At 40.2% G+C, this 19,426-nt stretch carries 27 protein-coding genes and 2 tRNA genes; 12 read left to right on the top strand and 17 right to left on the bottom strand.

Going from position 1 to position 19,426, the window contains the following annotated elements; genetic code table 11:
* Nucleotides 1-6 precede the first annotated feature (6 nt).
* The 6 genes from METLIM_RS12610 to METLIM_RS17080 form a co-directional block, all read right to left on the bottom strand.
* Nucleotides 7-228, bottom strand: a complete 222-nt coding sequence (locus METLIM_RS12610; protein WP_004079002.1) for a hypothetical protein — start codon at nt 226-228, stop codon at nt 7-9.
* Between the two features lie 152 nt (nt 229-380).
* Entirely contained in the window at nt 381-2,123 is a 1,743-nt protein-coding gene (locus METLIM_RS12605; protein ID WP_169312397.1) for a restriction endonuclease subunit S, read from the bottom strand.
* Nucleotides 2,124-2,286: 163 nt separating this feature from the next.
* Nucleotides 2,287-2,616, bottom strand: coding sequence for a hypothetical protein (locus tag METLIM_RS12600; protein WP_052300925.1), 330 nt, complete (start codon nt 2,614-2,616; stop codon nt 2,287-2,289).
* Nucleotides 2,617-2,962: 346 nt separating this feature from the next.
* The gene (locus tag METLIM_RS12595; protein ID WP_245543544.1) at nt 2,963-3,442 is read right to left on the bottom strand and encodes a hypothetical protein; all 480 of its coding nucleotides are present in this window, start codon (nt 3,440-3,442) and stop codon (nt 2,963-2,965) included.
* A 166-nt stretch (nt 3,443-3,608) separates the two neighbouring features.
* The gene (locus METLIM_RS17735; RefSeq protein ID WP_394295897.1) at nt 3,609-3,692 is read right to left on the bottom strand and encodes a transposase; all 84 of its coding nucleotides are present in this window, start codon (nt 3,690-3,692) and stop codon (nt 3,609-3,611) included.
* A 26-nt stretch (nt 3,693-3,718) separates the two neighbouring features.
* A complete protein-coding gene (locus METLIM_RS17080) occupies nt 3,719-4,261 on the bottom strand; it encodes a restriction endonuclease subunit S domain-containing protein (protein ID WP_174266684.1) in 543 nt (180 codons plus the stop codon).
* Nucleotides 4,262-4,545: 284 nt separating this feature from the next.
* Between METLIM_RS17080 and METLIM_RS12585 the strand changes: the two genes are divergently transcribed.
* Both METLIM_RS12585 and METLIM_RS12580 read left to right on the top strand, forming a co-directional pair.
* A complete protein-coding gene (locus METLIM_RS12585) occupies nt 4,546-4,779 on the top strand; it encodes a hypothetical protein (RefSeq protein ID WP_004078992.1) in 234 nt (77 codons plus the stop codon).
* Nucleotides 4,772-5,062, top strand: coding sequence for a hypothetical protein (locus METLIM_RS12580; RefSeq protein ID WP_004078991.1), 291 nt, complete (start codon nt 4,772-4,774; stop codon nt 5,060-5,062). Before METLIM_RS12585 ends, METLIM_RS12580 begins: the two co-directional genes overlap by 8 nt.
* Before the next feature lie 705 nt (nt 5,063-5,767).
* Here METLIM_RS12580 and METLIM_RS12575 read toward each other — a convergent pair.
* Entirely contained in the window at nt 5,768-6,457 is a 690-nt protein-coding gene (locus METLIM_RS12575; protein ID WP_052300924.1) for an ATP-binding protein, read from the bottom strand.
* A 123-nt stretch (nt 6,458-6,580) separates the two neighbouring features.
* Here METLIM_RS12575 and METLIM_RS12570 point away from each other — a divergent pair, with 123 nt between their 5' ends.
* Together METLIM_RS12570 and METLIM_RS12565 are read left to right on the top strand one after the other, a co-directional pair.
* Complete coding sequence (locus tag METLIM_RS12570; RefSeq protein ID WP_004078988.1) at nt 6,581-6,787, top strand: antitoxin VapB family protein; 207 nt, start codon at nt 6,581-6,583, stop codon at nt 6,785-6,787.
* On the top strand, nt 6,788-7,216 hold the full coding sequence (locus METLIM_RS12565) for a type II toxin-antitoxin system VapC family toxin (RefSeq protein WP_004078987.1): 429 nt from the start codon (nt 6,788-6,790) through the stop codon (nt 7,214-7,216).
* A gap of 719 nt (nt 7,217-7,935) precedes the next feature.
* Here METLIM_RS12565 and METLIM_RS12560 read toward each other — a convergent pair.
* Nucleotides 7,936-8,008, bottom strand: a tRNA-His gene (locus tag METLIM_RS12560).
* A gap of 523 nt (nt 8,009-8,531) precedes the next feature.
* Between METLIM_RS12560 and infB the strand changes: the two genes are divergently transcribed.
* Nucleotides 8,532-10,334, top strand: a complete 1,803-nt coding sequence (infB, locus tag METLIM_RS12555; RefSeq protein WP_004078986.1) for a translation initiation factor IF-2 — start codon at nt 8,532-8,534, stop codon at nt 10,332-10,334.
* Between the two features lie 57 nt (nt 10,335-10,391).
* Nucleotides 10,392-10,796, top strand: coding sequence for a 30S ribosomal protein S6e (locus tag METLIM_RS12550; protein ID WP_004078985.1), 405 nt, complete (start codon nt 10,392-10,394; stop codon nt 10,794-10,796).
* A gap of 33 nt (nt 10,797-10,829) precedes the next feature.
* Here the strand turns inward: METLIM_RS12550 and METLIM_RS12545 are convergent, their stop codons facing one another.
* The 4 genes from METLIM_RS12545 to hypB form a co-directional block, all read right to left on the bottom strand.
* Nucleotides 10,830-11,288 (bottom strand): DUF2240 family protein, encoded by a 459-nt coding sequence (locus METLIM_RS12545; RefSeq protein ID WP_004078982.1) that lies wholly within the window; start codon nt 11,286-11,288, stop codon nt 10,830-10,832.
* Between the two features lie 10 nt (nt 11,289-11,298).
* Nucleotides 11,299-11,688: a hypothetical protein gene (locus METLIM_RS12540; protein ID WP_245543543.1), complete on the bottom strand. Its 390-nt coding sequence runs from the start codon at nt 11,686-11,688 to the stop codon at nt 11,299-11,301.
* A 601-nt stretch (nt 11,689-12,289) separates the two neighbouring features.
* Nucleotides 12,290-12,667, bottom strand: coding sequence for a 30S ribosomal protein S8e (locus METLIM_RS12535; protein WP_004078980.1), 378 nt, complete (start codon nt 12,665-12,667; stop codon nt 12,290-12,292).
* Between the two features lie 119 nt (nt 12,668-12,786).
* A complete protein-coding gene (gene hypB / locus METLIM_RS12530) occupies nt 12,787-13,434 on the bottom strand; it encodes a hydrogenase nickel incorporation protein HypB (protein ID WP_004078979.1) in 648 nt (215 codons plus the stop codon).
* A gap of 53 nt (nt 13,435-13,487) precedes the next feature.
* On the opposite strand from hypB, the gene METLIM_RS12525 reads away from it, so the two are divergent.
* The 5 genes from METLIM_RS12525 (at nt 13,488) to METLIM_RS12505 (ending at nt 16,162) form a co-directional block, all read left to right on the top strand.
* Complete coding sequence (locus METLIM_RS12525) at nt 13,488-13,757, top strand: signal recognition particle subunit SRP19/SEC65 family protein (protein WP_004078977.1); 270 nt, start codon at nt 13,488-13,490, stop codon at nt 13,755-13,757.
* Between the two features lie 2 nt (nt 13,758-13,759).
* The gene (locus tag METLIM_RS12520) at nt 13,760-14,401 is read left to right on the top strand and encodes a histidinol phosphate phosphatase domain-containing protein (RefSeq protein WP_004078974.1); all 642 of its coding nucleotides are present in this window, start codon (nt 13,760-13,762) and stop codon (nt 14,399-14,401) included.
* A gap of 97 nt (nt 14,402-14,498) precedes the next feature.
* The gene (locus METLIM_RS12515) at nt 14,499-14,732 is read left to right on the top strand and encodes an H/ACA ribonucleoprotein complex subunit GAR1 (RefSeq protein ID WP_004078972.1); all 234 of its coding nucleotides are present in this window, start codon (nt 14,499-14,501) and stop codon (nt 14,730-14,732) included.
* An 18-nt stretch (nt 14,733-14,750) separates the two neighbouring features.
* Nucleotides 14,751-15,758, top strand: coding sequence for a transcription initiation factor IIB (locus METLIM_RS12510; RefSeq protein ID WP_004078963.1), 1,008 nt, complete (start codon nt 14,751-14,753; stop codon nt 15,756-15,758).
* 332 nt (nt 15,759-16,090) lie between these two features.
* Nucleotides 16,091-16,162: transfer RNA gene (locus METLIM_RS12505), tRNA-Ala, on the top strand.
* Between the two features lie 15 nt (nt 16,163-16,177).
* Here the strand turns inward: METLIM_RS12505 and METLIM_RS12500 are convergent.
* The 3 genes from METLIM_RS12500 to METLIM_RS17210 form a co-directional block, all read right to left on the bottom strand.
* On the bottom strand, nt 16,178-16,522 hold the full coding sequence (locus tag METLIM_RS12500) for a hypothetical protein (protein WP_004078962.1): 345 nt from the start codon (nt 16,520-16,522) through the stop codon (nt 16,178-16,180).
* The gene (locus METLIM_RS12495; protein WP_245543542.1) at nt 16,519-16,857 is read right to left on the bottom strand and encodes a hypothetical protein; all 339 of its coding nucleotides are present in this window, start codon (nt 16,855-16,857) and stop codon (nt 16,519-16,521) included. The genes METLIM_RS12500 and METLIM_RS12495 overlap by 4 nt, the downstream gene beginning before the upstream one ends.
* 72 nt (nt 16,858-16,929) lie before the next feature.
* Nucleotides 16,930-17,067, bottom strand: a complete 138-nt coding sequence (locus METLIM_RS17210; protein ID WP_157202320.1) for a hypothetical protein — start codon at nt 17,065-17,067, stop codon at nt 16,930-16,932.
* Nucleotides 17,068-17,423: 356 nt separating this feature from the next.
* Between METLIM_RS17210 and METLIM_RS16755 the strand changes: the two genes are divergently transcribed.
* On the top strand, nt 17,424-17,594 hold the full coding sequence (locus METLIM_RS16755; RefSeq protein WP_004078959.1) for a hypothetical protein: 171 nt from the start codon (nt 17,424-17,426) through the stop codon (nt 17,592-17,594).
* 94 nt (nt 17,595-17,688) lie between these two features.
* On the opposite strand, the gene METLIM_RS12490 is transcribed toward METLIM_RS16755, so the two are convergent.
* Together METLIM_RS12490 and METLIM_RS12485 are read right to left on the bottom strand one after the other, a co-directional pair.
* Nucleotides 17,689-17,835 (bottom strand): hypothetical protein, encoded by a 147-nt coding sequence (locus METLIM_RS12490; RefSeq protein WP_217177979.1) that lies wholly within the window; start codon nt 17,833-17,835, stop codon nt 17,689-17,691.
* A 155-nt stretch (nt 17,836-17,990) separates the two neighbouring features.
* Nucleotides 17,991-19,376: an ATP-binding protein gene (locus tag METLIM_RS12485; protein WP_004078957.1), complete on the bottom strand. Its 1,386-nt coding sequence runs from the start codon at nt 19,374-19,376 to the stop codon at nt 17,991-17,993.
* Nucleotides 19,377-19,426: the final 50 nt, after the last annotated feature.

The raw sequence follows: 19,426 nt of genomic DNA, 5'->3' as shown, positions 1-19,426 counted from the left end.
AAGAGATTATTCGGAATATCGGTTAATTGCTTTTTCAATCCTGTTTTCGAGGTCATAATCTTTTATTTTAAATATACATCCTCCCCTGCTGAGAACAGGACTGCTTTTTTTAATTAATTTTAACTTTTTTCCTGTATTTTTTTCAATAACAGAGTCTATTTCTGTAGTTAAATTAAAATTATCTATGTTTTGTTTATATTTTCTTTCAAAATAGAGAGTTTTACTCATTTTTAATTACCTGTTTATGTTTCAGTTTTTGTATGTTTTAATTATATTTTCAGTTAAATATTGGTCTTTGAGTTCTCATCTATTACTGTATATGATATTATATGATCTAACTGTTATATTAAATTTTAGAGTAACTTTTGTATGGCTGATTTTCATCCGCAAATCCCGGCACATACTGACGACAAAAGCCTCTCCGCCGACTCTTCCTGTGCCACAACCCTCTCCTCAAGTTCATCGCAGAGTTTCATGAGGCAATCGACTCTTTCGACAATCCTGTGCTGTTCGGCGAGTGGTGGGAGTGGTATAATTCCGTTATTAAATTTTGATTCACTAATTGCTGGATATGCCATTCCTGTCATTTGAGATTCTACATATTTTATGAATGTTGAACTTCTTAGGTAATAGTACAGGAAGCGATTTGATATTCCTTTATGTGGATGTAGAACAGCAAATGCGGTACTAACTATAAATTCTTGTTCAAATATCTGGTCTATAATTGCAATATTGAGCAAGTAAGGTCTTACAGTTGAATAAATTACAGAATTTATTTTTGCAATTTTTCTGGCTCTTGATGGAGCATCTTTAGGTTGAATTATATTTTCATCAAGTGAAATTTTTCCTTTTTCTTTGTTAATGGAGGAAACATCAATATAATTAAAGGGTTTGTCCGGTACTTTTTGACCGAAATTATGGGTTATTTTTGGAATTTTAACCCAGATCCATCCTTCCGGTAAAGCGTAAGGGATTTCGTCTTCATCTACCGGTGGAAGGGCCTTTTGCTTCTTTATCCAGCCGGTCTTTATGAGGTTCTGCTTTTCGTCTTTGATTTTTTCGAGGAGGACGGATGCCGGTTCGTCTTCCGGGTTCTGCGGCACAAGGCGGCCCTGCACTGCAAGCTGCAGGACTGTTTTTCTGAGTTCCTTTACATCCTCAGCGGAGTTTATCAAATCGTCAAACCTGCCGGAGAGTATTTCCCATGCCTCCTGCTTTTCGTCTTCGCTTCCGGCATCTTCGAGATTTTTAAGGACAGAGAGCAGAAGAAGTCTTCTGTTCTCTGATTCGCTCTCCTGCCGGGATTCAAGATCATCGCAGAGTTTCATGAGGCAATCAACTCTTTCAACTATTCTGTGCTGTTCGGCGAGTGGTGGGAGTGGAAAGAAAGTATTTATTGCATCACTTGTTCCTAATCTTGGCATTTTTACCCCATAGGTTTTGGAATTTACATATTTTATAAATTCAGGGGATTTTAAAAATAATCTGATATAATTTGGAATTATTCCATAATATTGAATTATTGGCACAATCTCTGTTGTGCAATAACCATCTGTGTCAGCAACTATGACTTTATCAAGATAAGGACGTAGTTTACCATATAATACGTCTCCTGTTTTGAAAGAAGATTTAGTGCTTTTAGGAGATCTTTCCCCACAACATAATCTTTTAATTACCTTTGATGATCCCTTTTCAATATCTTCCAGTTCAAGCAGCCAGTAATCTTCTTTAAGATCTGATGGAGGTATTTTTTTTCTCCCATTGTAGTTTGTAACTGTGCCTAACCTCGTCCAGATCCATCCTTCCGGCAAATCGTATGGCACTTCATCTTCGTCTATGGGGGGTAGGGGTTTTTGCTTCTTAATCTGGCCGGTTTTTATGAGGTTCTGCTTTTCGTCTTTGATTTTTTCGAGGAGGACGGATGCCGGTTCGTCATCGGGGTTTTGGGGGACAAGTTTACCCTGCACTGCAAGCTGGAGGATTAGTTCACGGAGTTTTTTGATTCCGCCGTTTGCCTTTGTTATTGTTGCGAAGTTTTCTGTCAGGATGTCTGATGATATTGTTCTGTTATCCCCATTATCCCCGTTGTCTGTTTTATCCATTTGATCTGTCTTTGATTTCATATTCTGCATGGTTTTTCCGGCTGAGATGTTCTGTTTTGAGTTATTTGATCTGTTTTTTTGTCTTCTCTGAGTTGTTTTATGGGTTGATGTTCTTTGATGTGGCTTTTATCTTTTATGAGTTATTTGTGGCCTGAATGTTCTTTGATCTGGTTTGGTTGGTTTTTTATGGTTGTTGTCTGAGTCTAAGATCAGGTCTTGTGGCATATTTTGTGTATAGTTCCCTGCTGAAGATCCAGCCAATGTAACCTTTGGAATCAAGTGCAATCATATTGGTTTTGAGTAGTTTCTGAATTATCCGGTTATAATTCTGGGATGTAATTCTTTCCGGAAGTTTTTCCTGAAGTTTCTCCCGGAGTTCTTTTCTTCTGAAATGTCCGCTCCATTCCCTGATGAATGATATAATGATTTCTTCTTCACCGGAGTCTATCTCTTTGTATAATCCGGAAAAATCTGTATCCGGCTGAAAATCGTTTTCACCTAAACTATTTCCCAAACTATTACCTAATCCCTCATCATTCATATCAGGTAATAATATGTTATTTGTGGGGATATAATTAGTTTTTCAACCGGAAATATAGTCTTAATCTTTGTTTGTTCGTTTATTTTTTACGTGCTTAAAATTATTATGGCTTTCTTCAAAAAAAGAAGTAAATATTGGTGATATATGGTTATTTTCCGGAAATTTATTTCTAACGGCGTTAAAAATTATTATTCCTTTATCCGTTTAAGATTGTTGATCTTATATTCAGCACTTTGAGCGATCGCAATAATATTTTTCACATTCAGAACCAGGCAATTTGGAGGTTCTGTAATTTTTTGTTCATCTGTTCTCTTCTTCTTTACTTCATCATTGGAATGATCTCTTTTTTGGGGACGAGACTGTCGTAAATAACATATGAACCGACTGAACCTTCATAGTTTACAGTGACCTTAATCCTGTCCTGTGTCTTCTGACCTCCGTCAAATGTGACTGTGTCACGGACTTTGTCTGCACTTAGCTCTTTTGTCTCATGTCCGCCATCTGCATAGTAACAGTCGACCTGGATGTTGTTTACATAGTTCTGACCCATTCCTCCGCGGAACCCTACCGTAATTGTACCGTAGACTGTGTCCTTGTCAACCCCGACTACCACCTGATACTTGCTCTCAGGCTGCTGTGTCGGTCCGGGAACAAGGTCAGAGTTCTTTGTCGGCTCTGCCGGTGCAGATGTCGGAGTAACTGTTGGCTGAACCGTCGGTGCCTGGGTTGCAGGACTGCTGTCTGTTCCTGTGCACCCTGCACAGATTACAAGTCCGGCTGCAATGAAAACCAGAATCAAAGATACATATCTCATGATATAGGGTTAGTTGCCGTAAAAATATTTAAAATATAGCTTCAGCATTAAAACCGATATGCGACACAATCATGCGGACAGGCAGTTTATCTGATTTTAAAAAGTTTAGCGTAAATCCCCTTGGTCTTTAGCCAGGGGGATGTAAGCGACATCATCCTTGTTCTCGTATATATTTCGTAATTGCAGTTTTACTAACATTTCCAATGGTGCAACAGAAATATCTGTCGCTCCACAACGTATGTTCTTTCCAATAATATAATTTCAAATAATCACCGTGTTTTTTGGGATTATTTTGGATTTACTTTCATCTATTGCCTTTTGAGTTATTTTATGTTGGGTTGAATATAAATATTTGTCGCTTCCTAAATCTTTTACACTGGCCCAGAAAATTTCACCGTCCCAATATCTGGAATTTATTTTACTGGGAGTTCCTCCACTTTGGATTTTTTGAATAATATGTCCTAATCTTGTCCAGATCCATCCTTCCGGCAAATCGTATGGCACTTCATCTTCGTCTATGGGGGGTAGGGGTTTTTGCTTCTTAATCTGGCCGGTTTTTATGAGGTTCTGCTTTTCGTCTTTGATTTTTTCGAGGAGGACGGATGCCGGTTCGTCACCGGGGTTTTGGGGGACAAGTTTGCCCTGCACTGCAAGCTGAAGGATTAGTTCACGGAGTTTTTTTATGCCGCCGTTTGCCTTTGTTATTGTATCGAAGTTTTCTGTCAGGATGTCTGATGATATTGTTTTGTTATCCCCACTATCCCCGTTGTCTGTTTTATCCATTTGATCTGTCTTTGATTTCATATTCTGCATGGTTTTTCCGGCTGAAAATCGTTTTTGACTATATTTTCACCTAAACTATTTCCCGAACTATTACCTAAATCCTCATCATTCATATCTGGTAATAATATGTTATTTGTGGGGATATAATTAGTTTTTCAACCGGAAATATGGTTTTGATCTCCGTTTCTCTGTTTGTCTGTTTCTCTGTCTGTCTGTTTGTTTATTAGCTCAGGTTATTCTCTGAAACAGATTTTCAGTTTGTAATGAGCATAAATTCTAATATATCCTGATGTTAATTATAGTCTATGGGATCTGACAGTGAAATAATAACAATAAGCCATGAAACCTGGTTGAGGCTTAGCCGGCTTCGGGAAGGTAATGAGACTGATGATTCACTCATCTCTAAGGTGCTGGATATTGCTTTGGAATTCTCTGAAGATGAAGAGAACTGGGATGTGGAGAAGGTTGTAAATCACTGCAATAGCATTGATAAGAAAACCAAATACCTCACTATTGATGAGGTTTTTGGGGATGTATAAAGTCCTAATCAGTGATGATGCAGACGAATATTTCCAGGAAGTTTCAAAGAAAGATAAGGCACATATCAGAGATATAATCCTTTTATGCCTCGTAGAGTATCTTAAAAGACCAAACAGGCGCTGTAATAAAAAGCTGATTAAAGGCTCCAGTCCCAAAACTTACCGGCTTCATATTTCTATGACGCATACCATCTTTTACAGGATTGAGGAAGAAAAAAAGATTGTAAAAGTTATTGATGCTATGAATATCGATCAGGCACACAGCAGATATAAGTTATTCTGATTTGCTGAGTTTATTTTATTCTGCAAAGCTTTATGATTAAACATAAACTGTGAATTCCATGAATTGGGCTTTTTTTCCGCAAATTTATTTCTACCGGGCTTAAAATAATTAGTCCTTTATCCGATTAAGATCCTGAATTTCTGTGGGAATCGGTTATTTTCTCAAAATAAATGTCTGATGAGCTTAAAATATTTAATCCTTTATCCGTTTAGGATGGGGATTTCGGTAATGTTGACTTTATTTCCTTTTCTGATTGTCTACCGTTCTTAAAATTATTTCTGGTTTGTCCAATGAGGATCCGTAATTTTGATATTATGGGCTTTTTTTGTTGATTTGATTGTCTACCGTTCTTAAAATTATTTCTGGTTTATCCAATGAGAATCAGATATTTTGATATTCTGGGCTTCTTTTATTGATCTGATTGTCTACCGTTCTTAAAATTATTTCTGGTTTATCCAATGAGGATCAGTGATTTTGGTAATACTGACTTATTTTCTGGATTTGATTGTCTAACGTTCTTAAAATTATTTCTGGTTTATCCAATGAGGATCAGTGATTTTGGTAATACTGACTTATTTTCTGGATTTGATTGTCTACCGTTCTTAAAATCAATCCAGCTTCATTCAAATGCATATTGAATATATGTCGCCTGTATATGTTGTGGGGGTGTTCTATAGATTTTGACCAGTGTTATTGATTTTATCTTTAATTGTTATTTAGCTTCCAGAAACCAGTTCTTGTGGCTCCTTTTCTTCTGATTATTCCTTCTTTCCGCATTTCCTGAAGGAGATTTTTAATGAAAGACTTTTTTTGTTCATCGTCCATCGTATCTGATACTTTGTCCCATAACAGTCTGTCAATTTCACTTCTGGATGCATGGTCAAAGTTTTCCAGATAGGAGATAATCAGAAATTTAAAATGAGCCTTGTCAAAAGAGAGGTTCCTGATATATTCTGCCTTTAAATCCATTTTTTCTGCAACATCAAAGGATATATAGAGGTTATTTGGCCGCCTCCCTTCGATTAGTTTTTTTGACTTCAGTGATTTAAATTCATCCCCGGAAATCACCTGCCCTTTCTGAACTTTATCAAGAGCAATAACATCAAACAGGGTTAAATCCTTCCTCTTAACAAGAAGTTTTGTATATTTTTCGTCAAGGATTTTTCCGGTAATTGTGACCTTAACGCTCCCTGAAACGCTCAGATCATAATCCGGCATAGGAAAAGACCTCTCACGCTGATGCATAAATATCTTCTTAATCCCCGTCCCTATTGTATCAATCATATTGAGATTGACCATAGCAGTGGCAAGGAAACGGTTTCTGTATAATTCCGGAGGTGAAGTACTCCTGATGACCTCTTCTATACTTCCGGGCAGATACAGGAAGATATCCAAAGACACTGAAGAGAAGATCAAAGCCTTCTCTTAAATCATATATTTCAGCAGAACTATTTTTTTATTCTTGGGAATTTTACTCAATCAAAACTATTATTTGATTATGTATGGCTATATGTGATCATGTCCAAAACAGTGACCCTTTCAGATGAGGCATATGACAGGCTGAAGAAATGGAAAAGCAACGATGATGAAAGTCTTTCAAGTGTAATTCTAAGGACTATACCAAGAGTTGCCACTCCTGAAGAACTGCATGAAGCTATTAGTAAGATTGGCCGTCTCTCAGATGAAGATGCTGATATAATGGTTAAGAGTGTTGAAGAGGATTGAATGTTCATTCTTGACAGTACTTTTTTAATTGACCTGATAAGAAGCCGGAACAGCACCAGACATAAAAAAGCCCTTGCGTTCCTTGATGAAATTGTTAAGAGCGGCGAAACCTTCAGTACGACATTTGTGAATGTTTACGAACTCTATAAAGGTGCATACGGAACAAAAGACATTGGGGATTCAATAGAAAAAGTAAATGATATTTTGAATGTAATTCCTGTAATTAGCCATTCAAACAGTTTTTACGCATCATATGGGGAATTAGCTGCAAAACTTAAGGAGAATGGAACCCCTATTGGTAAATTTGATGAGCTTGTTGCAGCCATTGTGATTTATCAGAGTGCAAATAATCCGGATGTAAAACTTGTCACCAACAACACGAAGGATTTCATAAGGGTCCTTACACCTTCAAAAATCATAAACCACTGACCAGGGAATTTATATCCTTACGTTCTTTTTCTTCCGGTTGTGGTATCTATACCGGCATTCATCCGAACAGAATTTAGACTTTGACCTTTTACCCGTTAATTCCTTCCCACAGAACAGGCAACATCCAGTTTTATTTATTTGGGCAATGTCTCCTGATTCAAGGATTTTAAATTTTGGCGTGTGTATTCCCCAATCAGATCTAACACCAATTTCTCCGTTGTATGTGGTCTTCATATGCTTTTTTGAGTTCTTCAAGTCAAAACAAAGATATTCAGTAACTCCATTTGGATAGGATTCCACAAATAGAATAATTGATCTGGTTTGCAGCTGAAAAAGGAGGTCCGCTATACTAAAACAGAACATTCGAGGCTGTTGTGTAATTATTTTCCAATAGACTGTAAGGAAAATTAGTTCAATAAATGAGCGATTAATACTTGATTTCAGCTAACATACTTCAAATAATTGGTATAATTGTCTACAAAATTTCATTCGTGCAACAGCCCCATTCGATATACAAAAATCATCATCCTCTTTTATCCCGGTATATACAGGGACTTACAGGAACCACACAGGGCCGTTTAAAATTTGAATCTTTACCAAATACCCTTAGGTATGTGATTGTCTGGATATTATAATCTCTTCAGTATGCAGGAAAAATTTTATCGGATAACTATAATAATATTGTCCTGGGCATTATAAAACTTAAACTTAAAAAGAAAGGCCGGGGCCGAGATTTGAACCCGAGTCCAGGGAGCCACAATCCCTGAGGATATCCAACTACCCCACCCCGGCAAGGTGCTTACAAACATTGTACTCACTTGTTAATTAATATTTTCATTTTGTCCGGCGTTTGACCCTTAAAATAAGATATTTCGGACTGTATCCATCCTCCGGAGGAGAGCGCCGGAGTAATACAGCGTACAGCGGAACCGGTATCACATTCAGGTCATAAAGATCCACAGTCCCGCATTACCCATGTAATAAATCTTTGACAATGGAAAAATTCAGTAGGCTGGGAGATGTTCCTTATCCTGAATTATGATGTAATCTCATCTGTATTGCATAGTCTAATATCTTTTTGTGTATGAATATATAGATACAAAAGTTTGCATTCACAGAACATTTTAAAAAGTTTAAGCTTAAAAAAAGGAAGCAGTCTGCATATCACCGGAAAGCTGATGCAGAATAATAACTGCACGCCTAAACCGGCATATACGTTACAGAGAAATAGTCCGGCTCTGTCTCTCATGAAAATGCCCGTTATGTAAGAAGCAGAAGAATTCAGAAAACCCAGGTTTTTTTGGAGGGGAACAATATGGCGAAAAAGAAGAAGAAATCAGGGAACTCAGAAGCAGAAGGGTCGATAAGAACACCTATTGTCTGTGTACTTGGTCACGTCGATCACGGCAAGACATCCCTGCTTGACAGGATAAGGGGATCTTCAGTAGTAAATAAGGAAGCTGGCGCAATAACCCAGCACATAGGTGCAACAATTGTTCCTCTCGATGCAATCGAGGAGATGAGCGGAACAAAAGGCAAAGTGAAATTCGACGTACCCGGCCTGTTATTCATAGACACGCCGGGACACCATGCCTTCACAACCCTCCGTTCCAGGGGCGGTGCACTTGCCGACATGGCGATTCTCGTTGCCGATATTAATGAAGGTTTTCAGCCCCAGACGATCGAAGCCCTTGAAATACTGAAATCCTATAAAACACCCTTCGTAGTTGCGGCGACAAAGGTTGACAGAATCCACGGATGGCGTGTAAACGAGAACGCACCTTTTGCGGCCTGCTACAAGGCCCAGAACGAGAGAGTCCAGATGATGCTTGAGACAAAGATCTATGAGCTTGTCGGGGCACTGTCTGAGCGTGGAATTAACTGCGAAAGGTATGACCGGATTTCAGACTTCCAGAAAAATGTAGCTATAGTGCCGGTGAGCGGCATAACCGGTGAAGGAATACCTGATCTTTTAATGGTCATGATCGGCCTTGCCCAGCGCTACATGACAGAAAACCTTGCACTCACAGTTGAAGGGCCAGGATGCGGCACTGTCCTTGAAGTGAAGGAAGAGAAAGGCCTTGGTATAACACTTGACGTAATTCTCTACGACGGCAGCCTCAAAGTGGGGGACGAGATAGCAGTCGGAGGAGATAACGAAGTTATCACAACGAAAGTGAGGTCCCTGCTTCAGCCAAGGCCTATGCAGGAGATTCTCACCGAGGATAAATTCGAGCGTGTAAAATCTGTCAACGCCGCAAGGGGAATTAAGGTCGCAGCCCCGGGACTTGAAGGTGCTGTTGCCGGATCACCTTTCCGGGTTATTAAGGGCAACAGGGACGAAATTATTGAAAATGTCCGCCATGAGATGGAAGACATAGAGGTCAAACTCTCAGATGACGGAATATTCATCAAGGCAGACACCATCGGTGCACTTGAAGCTCTTTCCAAAGAGCTTGAAAAGCATGAAATCCCGGTCTTCAGGGCGGAGGTCGGTCCGGTAAGCAGGCATGACATAATCGAGGTCGCAACGATACGCGACCCATTACGATCTGTACTCCTGGCATTCAACACACCACTACTTCCGGATGCGATAGACTCACTGGCAGAAAAAGAGAATGTCCAGCTCTTTGAAAGTAAGGTCATATATCATCTTATTGATGACTACGTGGAATGGGAGGAGAAGACAAGGCGTGAGCTGGAAAAGCAGAGCTTTGAGAAGATCATCATGCCTGCAAAGATCTCACTTCTTCCGGATTGTGTCTTCCGGCAGAGCAACCCGGCCGTTGTTGGTGTAAGGGTGCTTGGCGGCAAACTTACAACCGGTGTAAACCTCGTATTGCCGGACGGCAGAAGAATCGGAAAGATCAAACAGATGAAGTCCGGTCAGGACAATATCCAGGAGGCGCATGAGGGCAAAGAGGTTGCAATCTCAATTGAAGGCGCAACTGTGGGGCGGCAGATCGATGTCGGCGATGTTCTGTATGTCGAAATTCCGGAGCGCCATGTAAAAGTCCTTGAAACTGAGATGCTTTCGCACTTAAACGCCAGTATGATTGATGTTTTGGAGGAGTTTACAAATATTAAGAGAAAGGAAGATCCCTTCTGGGGTAAGTAGCATTTTTAATGTTACAATCCAAAATAATAGAGAACTAAATATTGGAGTATATTATCAATGGCAGATTTCAAAGTAGTCCTGTCCGACCCAAAGACCGGCATCTCCTATAAAGTTGAGGCCGCAGGTGCAATGGCAGGCGCATTAATGGGCAAAAAGCTCGGAGAGACAGTAAGTGCAGATGCACTTGGATTTGAAGGATATAAGATCGAACTTACGGGTGCAACCGACAGAACCGGAATTCCGGCAAGAAAGGATCTCCCCGGTGCAGGCAAGAGGAAACTTCTTCTCTCTGAGAGCACAGGTTTCCGCCCTACCTATGACGGACAGCGCCAGAGAAAGACGATCCGTGCATCTGAGATAACATCAGATTTCGTTCAGATCAACGCAAAAGTTGTAGAATACGGAAAGAAAGATCTTGCAGCATATTTTGCCCCTGAAGAGGCAGAAGCCGCAGCAGAATAAATACGATATTTTTTTGTTTTTTTGGAGTTTATTTCAGGTAACTTTAGCCTGTTTTTTAAGCTCTGAAAGGTATTCCTCAAACGGAACACCATATTTCCTTGCAAGAATCACAGATGCGGCAGCTGCACTTAAATGCCCGTCAAAATTAACTCTGATAAGTTCATTCATCTCAGCCGTAACTTTTGAGATTTCAGCCTTATTCTTCTCTGCAATCCTTCCGAGTATCTCCTCCACAGGATCTCTTCTTTTCAGGATCTCAGAACCCGGCTTAAAACCTATTGGTATCTCAACGGATGATGCATCAAAGGCCGGGGATAACATATCTTTCTCCTTCGTCAGAAGGCCCTCTTCAAGGCCGATTTTAATAACTTTTTCAGCCTGATCCTTATTCATCCATCTTCTGTCAAGAGTCAGGTAATATATTATCTCATTTTTTTTCAGCCCGTCCTTTCTCATACTCTTAAAAGGTGAGGCAATGGTCTGTTTCAGCATGAACCTGATTTTATTTTCCTGTTATTATTTTCTTTATGTCAAAGGCATCTGTGCTTCCGGAACTGCTCTCTTTTACAACGAAGCACTGGGTTGCCATTCCGTTTTCCTTAACCTTCAGAAGATATGATGTCCCGGCACGTGGTATTCTTCTGTCTCCTGTAAGGATAGTTTCAATGAGGTTTATCCTGAAATCTACCGTCTCGGTTGAGACCTCCGCAAGATTGGGCACTTCATCGACATTGATCATATTTGTCTTTTTATCTGCAACATCCACCCGCACTGCAAGCTTTACCAGGTCATCGCCTGCCTTTGAAGTGGCGTGTGTATTGTTCAGGCTGATAATCTTTGTAATTACGTCATAAAAGGGCATTTCAACGTCAAAGTCAAGGTCGCATCTCAAAGGAAATCTGTGATATATTCTGCGCATTATAAGGAATATTAAGATCTTTTTTTATATATAGTTCATGAAGCGAAATTTTTTTGAAAAATCTTTCATAAGGTCTGTTAAATATATCATATGATAAGCTTCTGTTTTTCATCCATCATCTGTGAACCGGCTGGTTCATGATTGACTTTTTCTTTTTAACCGGAACTTTGGTGAATTTCTGTTTCCTTCATTTCTGCGGGTTTATCATCTTATCTCTTCCGGGATGATTCCGTCACTTTAAAATTCCGGAAGTCCGGTTCCGGTATTCTGTAGTCCGGCGGCAAAGAATTATTCCGGTTTTGCTGTGCAGAGATGGGACAGGTGTTCTTCATCTTCGTTTCAGCAGCAATTATACGGGCCTACGGTCTCTTCTTCTCCGGAAATATGGTGTCTCATGTATACTCGGCTCAACTGACTGCGGGCCGCACTTATGACTCTCAGGTGGGTTCATCGTGGCCGGCCTGAGATGCAAAAACTGTATTTCCGGAGTGTATCAAAGCAAAGCCAGAGCTGTAATTTTCAGGCATGACGGAAACAACCGGATTTTTCCGGTCTGAAAGAAAGTTAAAAAAGATTATTCGATAAGAACTGCGTTTACAACGCCGTCCTGACCTGGTCTTGAGACTACTTTTGCTCTGCCGAGTTCAGTCCTTATTACAGCGCCCTTTGTTAAAAGGTTACGGCGGACGTAGTTCGGGTTTGCAGCGTTTTCTTCCACTGTCTGGATCTCAGCTTTCTTTGTTACGCCTGTCTTTGGATCTGCAACATTTGCAATGTTTGCCCTGAGTGAACGGATCTTCTGGTTTCCGCCAAATGTCCTGATTTTTTTGTTGCGTACTTCACCGATTACGGTCTCTGCCGGTGCTCTTCCGATTTCTACTCTTCTCTTCTTGCGTGAGAGGTGGACACGTCCTCCTGTCTCTGTCCTTACTGATTTACCTTGCCAGAGCATTTTATTACACCTTTAAGTTATAATTTGGTTGTCGGAAATTCCGGTCATTGTCCGGCTTTTCCATTCACCTGAATTGCTATATATATTCATCCTGAAAATATTTAACCTAACCGCAAACGTTACCGGAGTATCTCATCTGTAAGTTCGGCTATTCCGTCTCCGGTTTTCATATTGGTTCTGAATACGGGCATTACCGGGTTATATTTGTGGATGTCGTCCTCCATTCTTGAGATGTTACAATCCACGTAATCTGCGAGATCTGTCTTGTTTATAACCGCAATATTGCCGTTTCTAAACATCATCGGGTGCTTATTTACGACATCATCGCCTTCGGTTGTGCTCACCACAACGACTCTCTTCTCTGCGCCCAGCTGAAAGTCAGTCGGGCAGACCATGTTGCCTACATTTTCTATAAATAGTATGTCAATATCCTCAAGCGGAAGTTTCTCAATTGAATGCTCCACCAGATGTGCGTCCAGGTGGCATTCTTTTCCTGTGTTTGCGTTTACAGCCGGAATTCCGGTATCGACAATCCTTTTGAAGTCGTCGTCTCCCCAGACATCCCCTGCTATTGCTCCGGCTCTTATGCCTCTCTTCTTCAGTTCAGGGACAATTTTTTCTATGAGGGCTGTTTTTCCTGATCCTATTGCACCAAGAAGGTCTATGGCTCTTATATTGTTCTCCTTTAACCTGTGGAAGTTCTTATGTGCAAGTTTGTTGTTAGCATCGAATACGTCTTTTTCGATGCTTACGTCAATATGATGCATAAGATCTATTTTGACTGGGATCTGTTAATAAGTGCACCTGTCATATATTATTTATGAAAAAAGAGCTGGTCATTTATCCCTGTTATTTTGATCAGAAACTGAAGCGCAGTGAGGGTAGGCGCGTGCCGAAAGATCTTGCAGTCCAGTCTCCTGATCTGAATTTGATAGTTTCTGCGGTGAAAAAAGCCGGTTTAAATCCGGTTGTCGAGGAGAAGAGCCATCCTGCGTTCTGGCTGGAGAAGAAGGGCCGGGTTCGTGTAAAATATTTGGGGCCTAAAGAGGAACTTTTAAAGAAGATAGCTGCCGGGATCGGGGCAAAATAAAGATGTACGACCTTCATACCCACACTGTTTTTTCAGACGGGGAGCTTTTACCTTCCGAACTTGTGAGGAGAGCTTCTGTTCTGGGCTACAGGACAATAGGTATTACGGACCATGTGGATGCCTCTAATATCTCTTCTGTACTCTCGTCTCTCCTTGAGGTTATCGGTTCATCGTCTCTTTATGGCGTGAATGTGATTGCCGGAGTTGAGATTACCCATGTTCCTCCCGGTGAGATTGCACGGCTTGCAGGGCGGGCAAGGGATGAGGGTGCAGGGGTTGTTATTGTGCATGGCGAAACTGTCACTGAGCCGGTCTGCCCAGGGACTAATCTGGCTGCATGCAGCTGTCCTGATGTTGATGTCTTAGCTCATCCTGGCTTTATAACTGAAAATGAGGGCCTTCTGGCGGCTGAGAACGGTGTTGCCGTTGAGATTACGTCAAGGGGCGGACATAACCGGACAAACGGTCATGTTTTAAAGGTTGCAGAGTTATGCGGCTGCCGGATTGTTGTGGACTCCGATGCACACGGGCCGGGGGATCTGATGGATTCATACGCGCGAAGGGCGGTTGCCATGGGTGCCGGGATGGATGAAAAAACTTCAAATAGTATATTATCTATGGAAAATATCAGCTGGCTGTTCTGAAGTTAATTATTATATAAATATTCACGAAATCTTTTTATAGTTTAAGAATAAATATATATAGGTTGCGAATTATCGCCAGTTACCCGGATTTTAAGGAATGATTTTTTTGAAGTTGGCAGGCAATGTACAATTTATTCAAAGTGAGCATCTTTTGGTAATAAACTGTGATGCGGCTCAGCTTCCACGTCTCTATTCAGATGTTGTTGACAGGAGACAAAAACCTGTCGGTAAACTGGTTGAGATATACGGGAATATAAAAAAGCCTTATGCGACTGTCAGCTGCAGGAGCACAAAGAATCGCATAGCCGGTGAAAAACTCTACACAAAATAATATTTCGGTGATACAAATATGCAGGAACTTGAAAAACTTAAACAACTCCAGAGCCAGAGAGAGGCACTTAAGAACAGAACAACTACGGTTGAGAAGGTAAAGAATAAGCACGAGAGTTCCACAAAGACTGTCTGTCCTGAGTGTGGAAGCCGCCAGCTTGTGCAGGATTATGAACGTGCTGAGCTGACCTGTCAGAACTGTGGTCTTGTTCTTGAAGAGGAGTTTATTGACCGCGGTCCTGAGTGGCGTGCCTTCGATCATGACCAGAGGATGAAGCGTTCACGTGTCGGTGCACCGATGACCTTCACAATTCACGACAAGGGTCTTTCAACAATGATCGACTGGAGAAACCGTGACTCCTATGGCCGTGCAATCTCTTCAAAGAACCGTGCACAGCTTTACCGTCTGCGTAAATGGCAGAGGAGGATTCGTGTATCAAATGCTACGGAGAGAAACCTTGCATTTGCACTATCTGAACTTGACCGTATGGCATCTGCTCTTGGTCTTCCAAGGAATGTCCGTGAGACTGCGGCTGTAGTCTATCGTGACGCTGTTGAGAAGAATCTCATTCGCGGAAGGAGTATTGAGGGTGTTGCAGCAGCTGCACTTTATGCAGCCTGCCGCCAGTGCAATGTCCCACGAACGCTTGATGAGATTGCCGAGGTATCCCGTGTCTCAAGAAAGGAGATCGGAAGGACATACAGGTTTATCTCAAGGGAACTCGGATTAAAACTTCTGCCGACATCTCCTATTGATTATGTGCCGCGTTTCTGTTCAGGTCTTACCCTTAAGGGTGAGGTCCAGTCAAGGGCGGTTGAGATCCTCAGGCAGGCCGGTGAGAAGGAGCTTACAAGCGGAAGAGGGCCGACCGGTGTCGCTGCCGCAGCTATCTATATCTCGTCAATTCTTGGCGGAGAACGCAGAACACAGCGTGAGGTTGCCGAGGTTGCCGGTGTGACTGAGGTTACAATCAGGAACAGATACAAAGAACTTGCAGAGAAACTTGATATTGAGATTATTCTGTGATTTTTCACAGGAATTTCTTGATATCTTATATTTCCGGTTGATCTCTGATTGTTATCCGGAAAATCTATGATCGATCTCCGGTTGATATCTGTTCGTTATCTGAGAATTTAATCTGATGTTGCCGTATTTCTGTATTGAAATATGGCCGGGAAATATTTTTTTGACGCCTTTTACCGGGCATTCTGATGGTGGGGTTTGTTGTTCGGGGACTATCGCCCAAAATTATTACCTGAATAATTACCTGAAATAATTAACCTGTATAATTCCGGCATGTTTTAATTAATGCAGATCATACAATAATTGCCTGACAATTATCGGGGGATTGCTGGTCAGGGCCTGTAGATCAGGGGTAGATCGTTACGTTCGCATCGTAAAGGCCGCGGGTTCAAATCCCGCCAGGTCCATATCAGAAATTGGTTTCATGATGAGTGATAACCAAAGGTTCTGTCATATTCTTTATGATCCATCCATTTGACAATCACTGATATTGCTCCGTTATCATCAGATGTAATATAGTAGCATAACCGCCAGGAAGATGAAAGGTTGTACTTCAGAAGGTTGTCCAATGGGCCGTATTTTTTCTGAAAACTTTTTGGAATTAGTTTTTTTTGTATTCTCTTCCCACAAAATGGATTATGTTCAATTTTATCGAATGCACTGTTTAATTCTTTTAAGAGTTGAATGTCTGAATGTTTTTTAGAAGTATTAAGTGAATCCCACTGCTTTTTAAGTTCATCATCACAGAAAGTAATTCTGCACTTCATCTTATCCTTAGATCCTCACGTGCAGCATATTTTTTATAAAGTTCCGGGTTGTATATCCAGATAATATATCCTTCTGCATCTGCTCCGATTTTGTTGGATGATATTAGATAATCAATAATTTTCATAAATGTCTGATACATCATTTTTTTAGGGAGATTGTTCCATAGCTCAGTTTTTTTGTATTCTCCGCTGTTTTCTTTAATGAATTCTTCGACCATTAGGATTGTATCAAGTCTTGGGGAGTGATCAGCCCTGTTTGCAGTAGTAGTCATAATTGGTATTTGATTATATATGTATATATAATTTTTTGGTGAGGTTGCAACTGGTATTATCATGCTCCAATTAACAGGACTACTTAAAAAGGGTGATTGTTGGTCAATTTTGTTATTTGTGGGAATTGATATTACTTACAGTTCGTCAACATTGCCTATGAAATAGTAAGCAATCTTTGAGGCATCTCCAATATCAACAACTCCGTTTCCATTGAAATCTGCTTCCAGGTTCTCAGGTATTTTTCCGGCAACCATATAGGCAACCCTTGACACATCACCGATGTCTATGATGCCATTGTTATTGAGATCACCATTCTGATGAATTGATATGTAGTTCTCTTTTTCGGCTTTTCATCAAATTGTGTGGGTATTTAAATACTTCATCTGGCAAAATATCTTTTGTTGTGGTCATGCTTAATGATAGTCTATATATTATTTTTAGTTCTCTATTTGCCAGATATCAGCCTTAAACTTCAGATATTTTGTATTTTTTAAATTATTTCACCACCACATTTTTCTGGCGCTCTTAAATAATGTGTTTTTTGATCTGCGAATAGGGGTGAATGTCTTTCCTGAAGGAATATTTTATAATAACTACATGACTGAAAGAATAGAAGAGGAACAATGAAATGATTAGAAAGCATCTTTTCCGGAGGGAAATGCAGTTCTCCTTGCAGGTTAAAAGGAAGAGACTTGCAGAATCAAAAAGAGAGAAGATAAAAAGGCGAGCTGAAGAAGCTGTTGCAAACTATGAATCAGGGAATGTTACATCGGGTTCAGTAGATGATTTATTTGAATAAAAAACTCTTTTTGCTCTTATAATATGGCTGAATTAATCTGGGATGATCAGTTTTAAAAAGTCATCCATGAACCCCCTGGTTACATTTTCAGGTCTTATTCCTCTTTAAGATGCTTCTGATGCTCCATTGCCCTTCTGCTTATCTCTTCTCCGCTTAAATCTTCAAAGAGGGATTCCCGCCATTTTGTATAATCAAATTTATCCCTTTGAATAAGAGCGATAAATCGTTCAGCTTCGACCATTGCCTTGATGCTGGTTTAGTATTTCAAGACCGGAAATTTTAATTTCAGAATCTGTTTTCATTTTAATCCTCACATTCCATTACAAAATTTACAGGATTCATAATTGTCATACCAGATATTTCATCATTTCTCAGAGTAGCATATGAAATTATTTATCACATCAGATATTTCAGCATATCGTCAAGATCATAAACCAGATAATTATCCCCTTTGGTTTTATCTCTGTCCATAATTTTATCTTTATCAGTGATTTCTCCGGCAAACAACGCATATTTCTGTATGTAATCCTCATTGTTTTTTGTGCTGTTATTGACGTATTCTGATTTCTTCTCAAGTTTTTTAAGTATTTTTAAGGCATCGGATGCCGATTTTGTTCCGTATTTTACTTCTGCAAATACTATCATCTTTGCATTATCATCTACTGCAATCAGATCAATTTCCTCTCCTTTATGCCACCATCTGCCGGTTCTGGCTTTGGGAAATATAGCCGGTGCAATCTCATTTCTGACAAAAGACTCAAATTTCTTTCCGAAATATTTGTTAAAGTCAGTATTCGTGTAACATCCTCTCTCAATCTCACTTCTGTTCGTGCTTACAAAACTGTACCAGAAATCAATAACAGAATCTTTGATTATGTATATCCCGGATTTTTGGCTGCTTAAGAATGGTGTCTCTTTTTCGATAAATCCAAGCCTTATCAGTCCTTCGAGGTATGGATATATCTTTCTGGTATCAATTCCGCAGTTTACTGCAATCTCAGAAGGTTTTGTCCTGCCTTCTGCAATGGCTGACAGTATTCCCTGGTAGGTCTTTAATTCCCGGAATTCCTGTGACAGGAGGAAATAAGGCTCACGATAGAAGTAACCGAAGTTTGAGAAAAATTCATTTCTCACAAATTCTTCAAATGTCCCATATTCTGATGCCTTTTGCAGATATTCAGGCACTCCTCCGGTTGTGAAATAGGTTTTTAAGCTGTCTTTTTCATTCTGGCTGAGAAATAGTTTTGCGTCTTTAAATTCAAGAGGTTTTAAGAGCATATCTCTTGTTCTTCTGCCATATAACGGTGAGGTATAGGAGAGAGCATATTCACTCATCAGGTTTAGCAGGGATCCGGAGAGAATGATGCACCAGTTTGAATCTGAAAGTCCCCTGTCCCACGCCTTCTGGATTGCTGAAAGAATACTTTTATCGCTTTTTATCAGGTATGTGAATTCATCTATTATCAGGTATGATCTCTTCTCAGGCGGATTTTTCAGAATATATGTGAATAACTCAGTCCATGATTTTATTGTCAGGCCCTGCAGGAGTTCATCGTTTAAATATCCGGCAATTTCGGCTTTGAGGCCGTTAATCTGAATCTGAACTGTGACATCTTCGGCAAAGAACATTATACCCTCTTTGCCTTTTATGAATTCGTTTACAAGCCTTGTTTTTCCAACACGCCTCCTGCCATAGATTATTATGAGACGGGCGCCATCTGAATTCCATTCCTTCTTCAGAACCTCCCTCTCTTCTTCACGATCAATAAAATCCCTAATCATGATTAGTACTAATCGTGATTAGTATTATAATTTTCCGGTACCTGTTTACC

Source organism: Methanoplanus limicola DSM 2279 (assembly GCF_000243255.1).
Lineage (GTDB): Archaea > Halobacteriota > Methanomicrobia > Methanomicrobiales > Methanomicrobiaceae > Methanoplanus > Methanoplanus limicola.
This window is presented reverse-complemented; position numbering and strand designations above follow the sequence as displayed.